Source organism: Paraburkholderia silviterrae (assembly GCF_004353915.1).
GTDB classification, from domain to species: domain Bacteria; phylum Pseudomonadota; class Gammaproteobacteria; order Burkholderiales; family Burkholderiaceae; genus Paraburkholderia; species Paraburkholderia silviterrae.
In genome coordinates this window covers 169,511-183,780 of record NZ_SMRP01000001.1, presented here as the reverse complement: position 1 = coordinate 183,780, position 14,270 = coordinate 169,511, and the positions used below count along the sequence as shown (strand labels likewise).

The 14,270-nt window shown below is 59.3% G+C and carries 12 protein-coding genes; 9 read left to right on the top strand and 3 right to left on the bottom strand.

All coding sequences use genetic code 11. From position 1 onward, the window contains the following. The first annotated feature begins 233 nt into the window (after positions 1-233). The 6 genes from EYW47_RS00935 (at position 234) to EYW47_RS00900 (ending at position 7,223) form a co-directional block, all read left to right on the top strand. A complete protein-coding gene (locus tag EYW47_RS00935) occupies positions 234-740 on the top strand; it encodes a hypothetical protein (protein ID WP_133193013.1) in 507 nt (168 codons plus the stop codon). Positions 741-821: 81 nt separating this feature from the next. After that, entirely contained in the window at positions 822-1,790 is a 969-nt protein-coding gene (locus EYW47_RS00930) for an amidohydrolase family protein (RefSeq protein WP_133193012.1), read from the top strand. A gap of 134 nt (positions 1,791-1,924) precedes the next feature. After that, entirely contained in the window at positions 1,925-3,124 is a 1,200-nt protein-coding gene (locus EYW47_RS00925) for a bifunctional 3,4-dihydroxy-2-butanone-4-phosphate synthase/GTP cyclohydrolase II (RefSeq protein WP_133193011.1), read from the top strand. A gap of 821 nt (positions 3,125-3,945) precedes the next feature. After that, complete coding sequence (locus tag EYW47_RS00915; RefSeq protein ID WP_240763482.1) at positions 3,946-4,881, top strand: LysR family transcriptional regulator; 936 nt, start codon at positions 3,946-3,948, stop codon at positions 4,879-4,881. A 937-nt stretch (positions 4,882-5,818) separates the two neighbouring features. Continuing rightward, complete coding sequence (locus tag EYW47_RS00910; RefSeq protein WP_133193009.1) at positions 5,819-6,253, top strand: DoxX family protein; 435 nt, start codon at positions 5,819-5,821, stop codon at positions 6,251-6,253. Positions 6,254-6,578: 325 nt separating this feature from the next. Then, a complete protein-coding gene (locus EYW47_RS00900) occupies positions 6,579-7,223 on the top strand; it encodes an NADPH-dependent F420 reductase (RefSeq protein ID WP_133193007.1) in 645 nt (214 codons plus the stop codon). A 67-nt stretch (positions 7,224-7,290) separates the two neighbouring features. Here EYW47_RS00900 and EYW47_RS00895 read toward each other — a convergent pair whose 3' ends face one another. After that, positions 7,291-10,698, bottom strand: a complete 3,408-nt coding sequence (locus tag EYW47_RS00895) for an adenylate/guanylate cyclase domain-containing protein (protein WP_133193006.1) — start codon at positions 10,696-10,698, stop codon at positions 7,291-7,293. A 317-nt stretch (positions 10,699-11,015) separates the two neighbouring features. After that, positions 11,016-11,930, bottom strand: coding sequence for an AraC family transcriptional regulator (locus EYW47_RS00890; protein WP_133193005.1), 915 nt, complete (start codon positions 11,928-11,930; stop codon positions 11,016-11,018). Positions 11,931-12,005: 75 nt separating this feature from the next. Between EYW47_RS00890 and EYW47_RS00885 the strand changes: the two genes are divergently transcribed. Genes EYW47_RS00885 through EYW47_RS41595 form a run of 3 tightly spaced genes read left to right on the top strand, consistent with a single transcriptional unit; the run spans position 12,006 to position 12,860 of the window. Then, complete coding sequence (locus EYW47_RS00885; protein ID WP_133193004.1) at positions 12,006-12,278, top strand: SDR family oxidoreductase; 273 nt, start codon at positions 12,006-12,008, stop codon at positions 12,276-12,278. Next, complete coding sequence (locus EYW47_RS41600) at positions 12,275-12,703, top strand: VOC family protein (protein WP_240763481.1); 429 nt, start codon at positions 12,275-12,277, stop codon at positions 12,701-12,703. The genes EYW47_RS00885 and EYW47_RS41600 overlap by 4 nt, the downstream gene beginning before the upstream one ends. Continuing rightward, entirely contained in the window at positions 12,660-12,860 is a 201-nt protein-coding gene (locus EYW47_RS41595; RefSeq protein WP_476704101.1) for a helix-turn-helix domain-containing protein, read from the top strand. Before EYW47_RS41600 ends, EYW47_RS41595 begins: the two co-directional genes overlap by 44 nt. Positions 12,861-12,950: 90 nt before the next feature. Here the strand turns inward: EYW47_RS41595 and EYW47_RS00870 are convergent, their stop codons facing one another. Beyond that, positions 12,951-14,048, bottom strand: a complete 1,098-nt coding sequence (locus EYW47_RS00870) for an NADH:flavin oxidoreductase/NADH oxidase (protein WP_133193001.1) — start codon at positions 14,046-14,048, stop codon at positions 12,951-12,953. Positions 14,049-14,270: the final 222 nt, after the last annotated feature.

Below are 14,270 nucleotides of genomic sequence, written 5' to 3'. Positions count from 1 at the left end.
GCCCTTACTTAGGCTACGCTAAGTAGGGATTTTTGCATATATCCGCGTAAGGGTGCGCGCGCTGACATTCATTCTCAGGACCGGAAAAGCGTTCACAAGATTCGATCGTCTCATCTGCATTTGCTGTTGGACACGATGTGGCGATGAGATTAGCTTATGAGCTATGGACTGGCGCGCATAGGCTTGAAGCCTCGTGACGAGCCGGTCAGTTAAGGCCTACATGGAGACAAAATATGGCAACCGTGCAAACCCGCACTAAGACGCTGATGTGGGAAGGCAAGCCCTTCTCGATCGAAAGCTACACGAATGGCCCCGTCTTTGTGGCCGACACCGACTTAAGCCGGGCAAACAAGGAAGTATTCGAACGTCACCTGGTCGCCGAATGGTCTAGCGATATTAAAGAAACAATGGCGACGGTTCATCCGGAGGGCTCCTACCAGAGAATTCCTGCGCTTGGTGTCGACGTGCAGAGCTTTGAAGGCATCCGCGAATTCTATCTCGACCGATTCGAGAAGTGGCCGGGGCCGGCACTGAAGTCCTTTACGCGCGTGTCGATCGTGGATAACTGCATCTACGTCGAAGGAGAGTTCGATGTGCAAGCGGCCGGTGATGACCTGCAAAGTCTCAACATTTCCGGTAAGTCGGTGAAGTCGCCGTGCATGATCGCACTGGAATGCCGGGATGCGTTGCTCGTGGGCGAAATCGTCTATATGGATAGCGGCGCGCTCAAGGTCGCCTGACAACGAAAAGCACGGCGATTCCGCCTCCGCGGTGACAAACTGGGTCGTCATGACGAGCGGGCTATCACAACAGGAGAGAAAATGAGGATCGTAGCTCTTGAGGAGCATTTTCTTGTTCCCCCGCTGGTCCACGCCCATTTTGACGCCAGCAGCAATCCCGGCTATTCGCCCGAGAGTGACGTTGTATTAGGAGATCTCGATGTCGGTCGTCTCGCTGCCATGGATGAGCACGGCATCACTCATCAGGTGATTTCTGCGAGCATGCCGGGGGCCGATCTTTTAGACGGCGATGCCGGAATCCGCTTTGCTCAGGAAACGAACAACCACTTGGGCGAAGCGGTTCGGCGTCATCCGAGCCGTTTCGGCGGATTCGCTCATTTGCCGATGCGTGAGCCTGAAGCAGCGGCGGACGAGCTGGAACGCGCGGTGCGTGATCTCGGCTTTCGCGGCGTGATGGTGAACGGCCTCACCGATGGCCGTTTTCTCGATGACGAACGATTTGCTCCGGTGCTGGCGAGGGCCGTAGCGCTCGATGTGCCGGTCTACATTCACCCTAATCTGCCACCAAAGGCAGTGTATGACTGTTACTATCAAGGCTTGCCAGGCCGAACCGGGTCGTTGCTTGCATCCGGCATATTTGGCTGGCATTCCGAGACCGCAATTCATGTCTTCCGGTTGGCGCTAGCCGGCACGTTCGAGAAATTTCCTGGCCTGACCGTTATCGTCGGTCACATGGGAGAAATGCTGCCTTTCATGCTCGGGCGCGCCGACGACGTGCTAACGAGCCGCGGTGGACACCCGATCAGCCAGACGATTGTGGAAAACGTCTACATTACGACATCTGGCGTTTTCCACATATCGCCTTTCCTGAACGCACTTACTACGTTTGGTGCGGATAGGATCATGTTCAGCGTAGATTATCCGTACAGTGCCAACGCGCCGGCGCGAAAATTCCTTGATGCTCTCCCACTGTCTCCGCTCGATAGAATCAAAATTTCGCATGGCAATGCGGATCGTCTTCTTAAGCTAGACATTTCCGCCAACGAATGATGCTTCTCATTGAGTGCAATGTAATTCATTGGCGCGCGTCCGAGACCCCTCCGTATCGCCTGTATTCACGATCGTCGCGATACCGGTGTCTTCAAAGTTCGATTTAAGTGACAACGCTGGAAAAAGGAAAGAAAGTGAAAACAGATTCGATCGAAACCGCAATTGAAGCGATCGCGGCCGGGCGGATGGTTGTCGTAGTGGATGACGAAGACCGCGAGAACGAAGGCGACCTGATTATGGCTGCGCAGGCAGCCACGGACACGGACATCGCCTTCATGGTGCGCTACACGAGTGGCGTGCTTTGCGTGTCGTTGTCCGGGGAGCGCCTGGACGCGCTATCGCTTCCGCTCATGGTGGCGAACAACAGCGATTCCATGAGTACCGCGTTCACGGTGAGCACGGACTACCGTATCGGTACGACAACTGGGATTTCGGCTGCCGACCGTGCCATCACCGTCAGGGCGCTCGTCGACGAGAAGGCCGAAGCCGTGGAATTTAGCCGGCCGGGACACGTCTTTCCATTGCGAGCGGTGCGTGGTGGCGTATTGCGCCGGCCGGGGCACACAGAAGCGGGGGTGGATCTCACGAGGCTGGCGGGGATGGCGCCCGGTGGTTTGCTGGCCGAGATCGTCAACGATGACGGCACGATGGCGAGATTCCCGCAATTGGTGGAGTTCGCCCGCGCGCACTCGCTTCCAATCATTACGATCAAGGATCTCATTGCGTATCGTCGCAAACGGGAACGTATCGTAGAGCGAATGTCCATGGCACGACTGCCCACCCGATATGGCGTATTCACGGTTTTCGGATATCGAGAAATCAGTTCTGGGCAAGAACACGCCGCGCTTGTCATGGGTGATTTGGCGAGCTGCAAATCTCCGCTTGTACGTGTGCATTCCGAATGCCTGACCGGAGAAGTATTCGGATCGATCAGATGTGATTGCCGCGCACAGCTTGATCTGGCGATGGAACGCATCGCCCAGGCAGGCTGCGGCATCGTTGTTTACCTGAAGGGACATGAAGGGCGCGGAATCGGACTCACTGAAAAGCTGCGAGCCTACGCCTTGCAGGATAAAGGGCTGGACACTGTAGAGGCGAATCTGCAGTTGGGCCTTCAGGCGGATGCGCGGGATTACGCGGTTGGCGCGCAGATTCTGCAGGACCAGGGCGTGACGACGATGAAGCTAATGACAAACAATCCGCGCAAGTATCGGGGCATCTCCGAATACGGATTGAGTATAGAAGATCGCGTGCCGCTCGTTACTGTACCGAATCGCGAAAACGCCTTCTACCTCAAGACTAAAGAGAAGGTGCTCGGACACATATTCGACTGAATATGGACTTGATGCACCGAACACGTCATCAAGCCGCGTCGATGGCAAACGCCGACGATGCAGCGATATGGCGCTGGTTTTCGTATCTGTTAGAGGAACGACGGATTCGGTGGCGCTTCCACTTCGGAAGTTGGAGTGTGAGCGTGGACCGCGTGCATCTCGCAACTGAGCGAACCTTCGATCGTGCCGTCCGTCGCGCGCGGATTTGTCGACAGCGAGCCGCGAGGGCTGGTAGCGGGTGGGCGCCTTCAAAGGGCGGGTTACGTCCATTTCATCTCGATCGGATGCCGACATCCGGACCACGCTGTGCGGCTGACGAAAATCCCGGCACGTGCCACTCGAGGTCGTGTCGCAAAGCCGCCCGCCGAAAGCCAATCGATTGCAGCATCGATCCGCTCCCGGAGCAAACCTATACTCAGCAGCACCCGCGCTTCGGTGGGATTGCCCTGCTCCGGGCGTTTGGTACGCCAATGGCGCAGGGCTCGTTCCAGAGAGGAACGGCAATGAAGAAACGATTCAGCAAACAACAGATCTCGGGCGCTAACTGCGCTGCGGACTAAAACTGGGGGCATATCAGTTTGGTCCGGTCACGCTGACGCCGTGACACGACCGTTGCGCCGCTGGAATGAACCGGTTAGCCGATGGCTACCGATTCGCCTGGGCGCAGATCGCGGCCGACGACGAGCGGCTCGTGGGCATGGTAGTCATGCTGAGTATTTCGGCGGCGCAAACAGGGCAAAATATAGTTGCCGATCCGTGGTGCCACTTGGTGGCCTGGGTGGACCACATTCGGCCATAGTTGGCGCCAACGGGAGCTCATGATGGATCTAAACGACGTTGCTTTGTTCGTCCATGTGGTTCGCGCTGGCAGTTTTGCCGAGGCGGGGCGGCGCCTCGGCATTCCGCCCAACACCGCCAGCCGCAGGATCAAGGAACTGGAGCAAGAACTCGGACTACGGCTCATGCAGCGCTCGACTCGGCGCTTGTCACTGACCGAGGCCGGCGAAGCCTTTTACGCGCGCTGTGCCGATCAGATCGAGTCCCTGACGCAGGCGGCCGACGAACTATCCGATAGAGGTCGGCAACCAAGTGGGCGTGTGCGCGTTGCCGGCCCCGCAGATCTATTCAACCATCTGGATGCCATGCCGTGGGTTGCGGAGTTCCTGGCCATCTACCCAGACGTGCGGCTGGAGTTCCTCCTTAGCGATGTGCGCGCCGATATGGTTGGCGAGGCCATTGATGTGGCCATCCGTTCCGGGAAGACCCTGGAGCCGACGCTCATCGCGCGGCAGCTTTGCGTCAGCCGCCGTACCCTGGTTGCGAGCCCGGGCTATCTCGCCAAACGAGGCACGCCGGGGGCTCTTGAGGACCTGGTGGAGCACAACTGCATCTCTGCGCTTGGGCCGGCGCCCCGAACGCTGTGGCGGCTCGATGGACCGGGTGGCATGGCGGAAGTCTATGTGACGGGTCCATTTCGGGCCAACACGGCGGCGGCCCAACTCGAGGCCGCACGCGCTCACCTGGGCATTGCGCTATTGCCGCTCACGTTGACGGCGAAGCACATCCGCTCGGGAGAACTGACTGAGGTACTGCCGGAGTACGGAGGAGAGAGCATCGGCATATATTTCGTCTATCCGAGTCGACGACAGTTGCCGCGCGCTGTGAGCGTATTTCTCGAGTTCGCGATGAAATCGATGACCGCGCAGGTGCCGGGATGGATGGCGACTTTAGACTTGCACCACCATGCGTCGGCATGAAGAAGCTACGTTCCTGGCAGCATTGGGCACGGCGTTTCGACTCAGCGCGCAGCTCTGATAATCGCGAAGCTGCGGCTTCGCATGATGACTGGGAGGACGGTGTTATGCGGATGATCCTCTGGTTTGGCCGGCGTACAATCAAACCGTCGACGTGCAGCGATACGAAGCGCTTACCGCAGAGGAAATCGCGGCGGTTGTGAATGCCCGCTTTCATATAGGATTGCGCGACGCGCTGGAAATTGGACATGCGGTATTGAATGCAGCCAGGCGATATGCAATCTCGCCTATGTTGTTGCTTTCGGTGATCGCAGTCGAATCTAGTTTCGACCGACGCGCGCACGAATGTCCGTATCGGGACCGCAATTCTGCAAGACTATATAAAAGCATCGGATGGAAACCTCGAAGACGCTTTATATCGCTATAGCGGGGGCTCGAAGGGTTACGTGCGGCGCGTAGCCATTCATTTGATCATGATGAAAGCGGAATCCGGTTCGTAGTCGGGGAGGCACGCCAAGCGCGCTTTCACAAGATTCGATCGTGCTATCTGTTTTTGCCGTTGGACACGATATGTCGACCGGACTAGCCTATGCGCTATGTTTCAACGCACGGTTCATGCTCGCTTCTATGCCAGTAACGAGTGCGGCTTTCCGTCCTTTCAGGGTTTGACTATCTACGGATACGCTGTGGCCTTCGAAAGCAGTGGCCGCCTTCCACGCCGGCATTCAGGAGTGGCGCATCGCTGAGCATTGAACGTAGTGAACCTCAAATCGCTGATGAATTCACCTCCTGCGGTCTTGGGAACTTCGACGAATAGCAGACGCCTGAGGGTTCACGGCTGACGAAGATGAAAGAGTCTATTGTCGGCCTCGCAGTTATGCCTCCGCACGAGGTTTAGGCCTATCTATCGAACGCAGCAATTTAGTCGTGGAGAATCGAAATGAAAACCCTTAGCTATTCTGGAAATGACGTGAACCTGCTTGCAGGGCGTTTCCTTATTGCAGCGATATTCGTTATAAGTGGTGTGTTGAAGCTTATTTCACCGAGCGCGACCATCGGGTACATCACAGCCATGGGGCTGCCCGCACCGATGCTGGGATATATTGGCTCAATGGTGCTTGAGCTTGCGTGCGCAACATTGCTGATCCTCGGTTACCGCACTCGTGTCGTAGCTTGGGTGCTGGCCATCTACTGCGTCGTGACTGCAATTGTTTTTCACCATGCATTATCGGACCAAAATCAAATGTTCAACTTTCTAAAGAATCTTGCCATGGCAGGTGGCCTCCTGGCATTCTCAACCGGTGGGGCAGGGGTACTCAGCATGGACTACCTGGTTGGTCGTCGCGCTTCCAATGTGGCTCCGTCCACGCTTTAGGCAGGTTTCTCGATTCAGTAGTGGCCGGAAAGACGTTCGGGTAGATCCCGGCATCCCGCGGGGTGCGGGGATCCGCGGTGTGCTGGCTTCGACATGCTGCTGGAATGGATTCGTCTTATGCCAACGAGCACTCGGTTCGCTGTCGCCGTTCACGCACTTGCCGCGCTTACCTCCAATGCCGGTAAGCCATTGCGTTCGGAAGACAGGATCCGGCTTCTGGACCTCTATGAAGCTGTAGAGGATAGCGAGCTTTTCGTCTCCCCGATTGCGGGGCAGTGGTGGCTACGGCGGCCTGAGCCGAATCAACTGGTATGAGGAGTAACGTATGAGCATTGGCATCATCGGCGCAGGCGCGCTCGGTTCTAACCTGGCCCGCGCGTTCGCCAAAATGGGCATTTCAGCTGTCGCTTCGAATAGCCGGGGGCCTGAATCCCTCGCAGATTTGCTTGAAGAGCTTGGGCCGACGATCAAGGCCGGTACGACTGAGGAAGCGGCCAGGGCGGACATCGTCTTCATCGCCATTCGCTGGGTCGATCTGAAAAAAGTCCTTGGTGGGCTACCCGCATGGAACGGGCGCATTGTCGTTGACTGCACCAACCCCGTCGAATGGATCGAGCCGGACTCCCCAGATGCAAATGACCCGAGCAACCCGCTGGCTGTCTATGGCATCAAACCGGCCGATCTTGGGGGGCGCTACTCGAGCAGCGTGGTTCGCGATCTCGTTCCTGGTGCGCGTTTTGTGAAGGCATTCAACCACCTCGACGTAAGCGTCCTGCCTGAGCCGGAAGTCTCTGGCGGAAAACGCGTGCTCTTTTATTCCGGTGACGAGGCGGACGCCAAAGCGACGGTGCGCTCGCTTATCGAGAAGGCAGGTTTTTTCGCGGTGGATCTCGGAGCACTGGATGTAGGCGGTCCGCTGGCGTCGCTGCCGTTCGGCCCACTGGCGGGAGTGAGTTTCGTCAAAGTGTGAGGCGGCGGGATGGACCGCCACGAGTTTAAAAACTGAGAATCGTCACCCGACCCAGGCAGATTTTCTTTCACGGCACATTTTCGACCAGCGCCTTTGCCTCCCGTAAGTCAGGGGAGTCGAAGCCTTCCCTGAAGGCGCCATAAATTGTGGCTATTCGCTGGAGCGCGGCCTGGCTCTTGCCTTGTGTTTGCCATAGCCGAGCGAGGCTTAACGTTGCGCGCAGTTCAAGCGCCTTGGCGCCTTGGCGACTGGCGACTGATAGCGCGTTTTGAAAGCACGCTTCAGCCTCTCGTAGACATGAGGGTTCGCTGCGCGCGCTATGTAGCATGAGCTCTCCCTTCAGTCGATACACCTCGGCTTCGTAAAAGCGCTCGCCGGTCTTGTTGATTGCAGCGAGCGCTTCAGTCAGCGCGCTCAGCCCGGACTGCGTTTGCCCCGCGTGCCCATAGGCCGCAGCGAGCAAAGTCAGGAAGTGCGATCGCGAGATCTCCGCCCCGGTCGCCTGGTAGGCGGCGAGGCCTTTGTTGATGATGGCAATCCCCGGCTCGATGTCTCCCTGTTCGGCCAGGGCCCAGCCTTGGAGGATCGTTCCATACGCCAGCCAGAATGGGAACCCCTGCTCAGCGGAGAGCGTGATGGCGGCCTCGGCGCATGCCTGTGTCTGTTGCGCTTCGCGCCGAAACTGATGCAAGTTGGCCGTCGTGATCAGGGTGAGCGCCAGGCTGGAAGGATGTGACATCCTCTGTGCGAGGGCAAAGGCTTCCTGACTTCGTTTGCTCGCCTGATCAGCATAGCCCAGGAACCACAGGATCCAGGCCGAAACGCTCAGGCCGAATATGCCGGGATCAAGTCCGTACACAAAGGCGTGCTCACGATGTTGGTCAGGATCATAGAGGTCAAGCACCCGCTCCAGGTGCGCACGCGCCGTGACAAGGTCGCCTTGAAAGAAGGCGCTCGTCCCCACTGCACTATGTGCTTCCGCGAGCAGACCCGGGTCCTGCGCGCTCTGCGCCAGGTGAAGCGCCCGCTCGGCCAGTTTGTGAGCGATGGCATGCTCGGCGCGCAATGTGTGATTCACCCGGAGCCCCAACTGCACCGGGATGAGCTGGGATGCTTCGCCAACCTGTTCGCATAACGTCATCGCGCGGGTATAGGCAGCCTTGACCTGTGGCGAGGCAGGGCCTCGGGCGGCCATCAAGATCGGACCGAGCGCAAGTTGCATGGCGAGTTCCTGGCGGGCGCGTTCGGGGCCGCCAGGCAAACGCTCGAGCAGCTCGAGAGCCGCGCCGAGGTGCTGGATCGCCTCGAGATTTGCCGAGCGCTGCAGCGCCTGTTGTCCCGCACATTGCAGGTACTCGATGGCCTTCGGAACGTTGCCGCTCTGGCTGTAGTGGTGCGCCAGCTCGTTGCAATAGTCGTTGAGCCGGGTTGGGTAGAGCGCTTCGATGCCCTGAGCCGTGCGTTCATGCAGCAAGCAGCGCTGCTCCGAGAGTAGCGACTGGCCGGCGACCTCCTGCGTCAGGGCGTGCTTGAACGTGTACGCGACCTCGGGGAAGGCCGGCCGTTGGTAAATGAATTCTGCGGCCTGCAAGCTGGAGAGCAGGCGGCGCAGCTCGCCCTCGGGTAACCCGGCTTGGCCGCTGCAGACTTGTTTGAGTAGACTCCAGGGAAACTCCTTGCCGATCACGGCCAGGGTCTGGAGCAGCGCTTTCTCCACAGCGCGGAGTCGGTCAATGCGCGCGGCAAGCACGCCCTGTACCGTCGTGGGAATGTGCAAAGCGGTCGGGGTCTGCTCGATTCGGTAGCGGCCGCGCTCCCCGATTAGCGCGCTCTCTTCGACCAGGGTCTGGACGACCTCTTCCATAAAGAAGGGATTGCCCTCTGTCTTCCTCAGGATGAGCTGTTTCAGTGGAACGAGTGCTTGATCGTCACCGAGCAGGGCCGAGAGCAGTCCCTGAGCTTCGGCTTCGCCCAACGGGTCGAGTCCTAGCTGCGTATAGTCGTTTTTATGAGTCCAGTCAGGTTGGTAGCCGGGCCGGTAGTTCACCAGCAGAAGGACCTTGGCGCTCACCACGCGCTCGACGAAGAACGCAAGGAAGGCTTCAGTTTCGCTGTCCAGCCATTGCAGGTCTTCGAACAGCAGTTCGATCGGCTGATTCAGGCTTTCGCGCAAGAGCAGGCGCGTGATCGCCTCGAATGTGCGGCTGCGCCGGGTTTGTACGTCCATTTCTGCCAGGGCCGAGGTCGGGTCGCTGGCTCCGAAAAGTGCAAGCAGGTAAGGTAAGAGATCCTCGAGACTACGCTCGAGTGTCAGCAGCTTGCCCGTGACCTTTTCCCGGCACTGCCGCTCGTCGTCCTGAACGGTGATCTTGAAGTAGTTCCTTAAGAGTTCGATCAGTGGAAGGTAGGGGAAGGCCTTTCCATGCGAGACCGAAAAGGTTTCGAGCACCAGGACTTCGCGCTGGGAGCGCTCCTTGAACTCAAGAAAAAGCCGCGATTTACCGACGCCTGCTTCTCCCACCACCCCAACGACCTGCCCGTGCCCCGCGGTGGTCCGCTCCAGTGCGCGGTGCAACGCCTGCAGTTCGCTTTCGCGCCCCACGAAAGGGGCAAGACCTCGTCGTGCGGCCACCTGCAGGCGAGTACGCAACGGTCCGAGCCCACGCACCTCATAGACCGCCAGGGGCGCGGGCACACCCTTGACTTGGGCCGCCCCCAGAGCGTTGAAATCAAAATACCCTTGCGCAAGCTTGTAAGTCGACTCGCTCACGAGGATCGAAGCAGGCGCGGCCATCGTTTCCATCCGTGAGGCGATGTGAATGGTCTGTCCCACCGGGTCGTAATCGGCGCGCAGATCGTCCTTGCGGATTGATCGAACGACGACTTCGCCGGTGTGGACGCCGACCCGGACATGAAGCGCAATACCTTGTTCCAATCGGACCTGGTCACTGTGGCGGCGCATCGCGTCCTGCATGCGCAGCGCCGCGTACAGCGCCCGTTGCGGATGGTCCTCGTGAGCGATGGGGGCGCCAAACAGCGCCAGAATCCCATCGCCCAAGGATTTCGCCACATAGCCTTCGTAGTGATGCACCGCTTCCATCATTAGCGCGATGACGGGAGCGATCAGTTTGTCAGCTTCTTCGGGATCGAGATCGTTGATCAACATGGTCGAGCCCGCCATGTCGGCGAACAGCGCAGTGATCGTCTTGCGTTCACCCGCAGCTTCGCTACGCGCTTCGAAAGCGGCTCGTTCGGCGAGGATTCGCTCGGCCAGGTGCGGCGGGGTGTAATGGATGGGCGCGACGGCCTCGGCTTGCCCGCCGACGACCAAGGTTGTGCCGCATTTGCTGCAGAAACTGGCGTTCGTCGTCAGGTTGCAGCCGCAATGGGGGCACACGCGCGCCAACCGCGCGCCGCACTCCTGGCAGAATTTGGCGCTGACGGGATTCTCGAATCCGCAGCTGGAGCAGCGCATACGGTCTCTCGCTTTCCTCGGGCACGCTTTCAATGATTAGACGCCTACTCCGTGTGCGCCGCAAGCACTCGGCAGATGCCGCTCTACAGGGATTTCCTCACACTTATTTCGTACAGTTATCGCATCGCTCGAAAGGCGCACCGCCGAAGCGCTGAGGCAATAAGCGTCGCTGTGCCGTCATTGGGGCGCTTGGCCAGTTCGCCGCACATGCGCCACTGATCCACCGTTGCGCTTGCGCACAGGCTTCGTCAGACCCTGTCTTTCCTTCGAAAACCGAACCAACTATTTCGGAGTTCTAAGCGGGAACCGCCGGGATCTTACGCTGGGATCGACTGCTTCGACGAGTGCTGTTGCCGCCATTGACTGGGTGCTATTCCGACGTGTCGGCGGAATGTCGCTGCAAAAGCGTTGGGGGAACTGTAGCCGATGCGACCGGCGATCTGTTCCAAAGTGAGTTCGCCGGCCAGCAGGTAGTCGCGAGCCAGCGTTAGCCGCCAGTCAGTGAGGTACTGCATTGGCGACTGCCCAAGTGCACGCTCGAAGTTTCGGGCGAACGACGGACGAGACATCGCACTGAGATGGGCAAGCCCGGGCACCGTCCAGGCATGCTCCGGCTTGTCGTGCATCGCCTGGAGTGCACGGGCGAGCCGGGCGTCCGACGCCGCGCGATACCAACGCGGTGCAGTCGAGCTTTGATCAAACGACGTGCGCATGGCCATGACAAGGAGTACGTCGAGCAGTCGGTCGAGCACGGTCTGCTGTCCGGGTGCGAAGTGGCTCAGCTCCCGGGAGATAAGCGACACCACATCGTGAACCTGGTCGTGCGGTGCTGGCCGGATGAGCAGCATCGGCGGCAATGCCTGGAGCAGGCCACGACCCACATCGCCGGCGAGACTGTATGCGCCGCACAGGAAGATGGCCGAGTCGGGATGATTGGCATCATCCGCGTCTCTGGCCCAAAACTGTTCATGGGACATGCAGAGATCGGGATCCGGTTCGTGCGCGAAATGGTGGTCGCGACCGCCGACCACAAGCGCCAGGTCACCGGGCAGGAGTCGCGCGGCTTTGGCGGGGTCATCGAGCCACAGCCACGCGTGACCGCGCAGCACAGTGTGCAGCGATAGCTGGATCGAGCCAGGAAGCGTGAGGCCCCAGGGCGGCAGCGCGACCGAGCGGGCGAACACCGCAGCCGACGCGCGAGCGCGCGCTAGATGGTCATGCAATAAGTCCATGTATTGAGAGCATCGCGTTGCACAATGAGATCATTGCTTATTAAAACGCTCATATCTATACAGTACATTATAGTTATGAACAAGATAATCCCAACCACGCTCGTACGTGGCTCGACCGGCAAGACGGGCTCCCGTGTCGCTGCCAACCTCATCAACCGCGGCCTGCCGGTCCGCACTGCCGCACGCTCTCGCGCCGATGTCGCCTTCGACTGGAGTCGGCGCGAGAGCTACGCTCCCGCCCTCGACGGTATCGGTCGCGTCTATCTGGTGGCTCTTACCGGCACGCCACCCCACACGTTCCGCAACTTCGCCCATAGCAACGCCAACGCATGGAAGGTTTCCCAATGATCGACCACGTATACATCTCCGTCACCAACATCGACAAGTCACTGGCTTTCTACTCCGAAGCTCTGAAGCCGCTCGGCTGGAGCGTATTCGGCAACTACGACTCTGCTTCGGGGCCAGAGGGCATCCCGCATCTTTACGGAATCGGTGACGACGTTTTCGCCAGCGGAAAGGCTGTCGGATCAAGCATCTGGTTACGTCAACGCGAGTCAGGCGAGACCGGGCTCTACCTCGGGATCGTCTGCGACACCAATGAACTGGTCGACGCTGCCTATGCAGCCGCAATCAAAGCTGGCGGTACCGACGAAGGCAAACCAGCAGATCGCGCCTACTTCGCCGCCGGATACTACGCCGCCAACGTCGCCGACTTCGACGGCAATCGTATTGAGTTCGTCCACAAGGCGTGGAACCCTAAGCGGCACTCATAGCAATCGCAACTATCGTGGCCGCAAGAAATCGCTTGCCGATTCCGAAATTGCGGGGTTGCAGCAGCGGGCTGCCGCCGGCGAGCAGAATACGACGCTTGCCCGCGGATTCGGCATCAGTCGTGAAACGCTCTATCAATATTTGCGAGCGCCAGAGTAACGCATGACGATCGCAAAGAACGAGTGGCTGCTGGTCCTTTCGGACGCCGAGCAGGAAGCCTTGAACCGTCATCAAGGCCCAGCGGTGTACTCAGTTCACTGTGTAGTGTTCGAGCCAATGCGCGTACGGCGCAGGAAGTGTCCAGGAAGGGCGTTCGACGCCGAGTTTGCGCGCCGCGTAATACGGCCAGTGGGGGTCGGCAAGATGAGCGCGCCCGACCATCACGAGATCAAGCTGGCTTTCCCTGATTGAGCGATCGGCGAGTTCAGGCGTATCGAGTCCCCAGGCCGATGAGACGGGGAGTTGAGCCTCTCGACGGACGCGCTGGGCAACCGGTGCGAGAAACGCGGGCGCCCACGGAATGCGAGCTGCCGGCGTGGAGAAGCCGATGCTCACGCTCAGCATATCCAGCCCTTCCTGTTTGAAATTTTTCGCGAGTTCGATGGATTCTGCGAGCGTTTGCTCATCGCGGCCGTCGTACTCGATTACGCCGAAACGGGCCGTCAAAGGCAGATGCTCGGGCCATACCTTGCGCACGGCGGCTAACGTTTCCAGCAAGAAGCGGCTACGGTTAGCCAGGCTGCCGCCGTATGCGTCGTCACGGTGATTGGAGTGCGTCGAGAAAAAGCTCTGGCCGAGATAGCCATGAGCAAAGTGCAGTTCCAGCCATTCGAAGCCGGCGTATCGGGCACGCCTCGCTGCCGCGACGAAATCATCTCGTACACGCGCAATGTCGTCGGTGGTCATTGCGTTTGGCACTTTAGGCAGGTGGGCGCCGAAAGCAACCGCGGAGGGCGCAATAGTCTGCCAGCCGCGCGTATCGTCGTCGGCGATATGGTCATCACCTTCCCACGGCCGGTTGACGCTGGCCTTGCGCCCTGCGTGGCCGATCTGGATGCCCGGTACGGCACCGGCCGCCTTGATGGAGGTGACGACAGGCGCGAAAGCCTGTGCCTGCTCGTCGTTCCAAATCCCGGTGCAGCCCGGAGTAATGCGGCCCTCCGGCGATACGGCTGTCGCTTCGACGATTACCAACCCGGCGCCGCCGCGGGCCAGGCCGGCGAGGTGTACACGGTGCCAATCGTTGATCAGACCGTCGACAGCGGCGTATTGGCACATCGGAGGAATCGCGATGCGGTTGCGCAAAGAGATGTCTTTGAGCTTGTAGGGTTCGAATAGTGCGGACATTTGGCAGACTCCGTAGATAGGGCCGTCCTTTGGCTCACCCGAGCCTGGCTCGCAGTCAAGGGTCCTGGAAGGATTTCGAGCGCCCCAAGCGGGCGTCCTGACCAAGTGCGCCGGCTCCAAACTACACAATTTGCAGAAGGCCGCCAGTCGCGTCCAACGGAGAATTCAGATAGGGCGATCTAATTCCGAGAACATTGTGTAGATCCTGAATGTTCTTATCTT

Bases quoted from the DNA above. Each gene is read 5' to 3' on its own strand.
- EYW47_RS00930 (WP_133193012.1), top strand. From the start codon at position 822: ATGAGGATCGTAGCTCTTGAGGAGCATTTTCTTGTTCCCCCGCTGGTC.
- EYW47_RS41600 (WP_240763481.1), top strand. From the start codon at position 12,275: ATGATCGACCACGTATACATCTCCGTCACCAACATCGACAAGTCACTG.
- EYW47_RS00900 (WP_133193007.1), top strand. From the start codon at position 6,579: ATGAGCATTGGCATCATCGGCGCAGGCGCGCTCGGTTCTAACCTGGCC.
- EYW47_RS00870 (WP_133193001.1), bottom strand. From the start codon at position 14,048: ATGTCCGCACTATTCGAACCCTACAAGCTCAAAGACATCTCTTTGCGC.
- EYW47_RS00935 (WP_133193013.1), top strand. From the start codon at position 234: ATGGCAACCGTGCAAACCCGCACTAAGACGCTGATGTGGGAAGGCAAG.
- EYW47_RS00885 (WP_133193004.1), top strand. From the start codon at position 12,006: ATGAACAAGATAATCCCAACCACGCTCGTACGTGGCTCGACCGGCAAG.
- EYW47_RS00895 (WP_133193006.1), bottom strand. From the start codon at position 10,698: ATGCGCTGCTCCAGCTGCGGATTCGAGAATCCCGTCAGCGCCAAATTC.
- EYW47_RS00915 (WP_240763482.1), top strand. From the start codon at position 3,946: ATGGATCTAAACGACGTTGCTTTGTTCGTCCATGTGGTTCGCGCTGGC.
- EYW47_RS00890 (WP_133193005.1), bottom strand. From the start codon at position 11,930: ATGGACTTATTGCATGACCATCTAGCGCGCGCTCGCGCGTCGGCTGCG.
- EYW47_RS00910 (WP_133193009.1), top strand. From the start codon at position 5,819: ATGAAAACCCTTAGCTATTCTGGAAATGACGTGAACCTGCTTGCAGGG.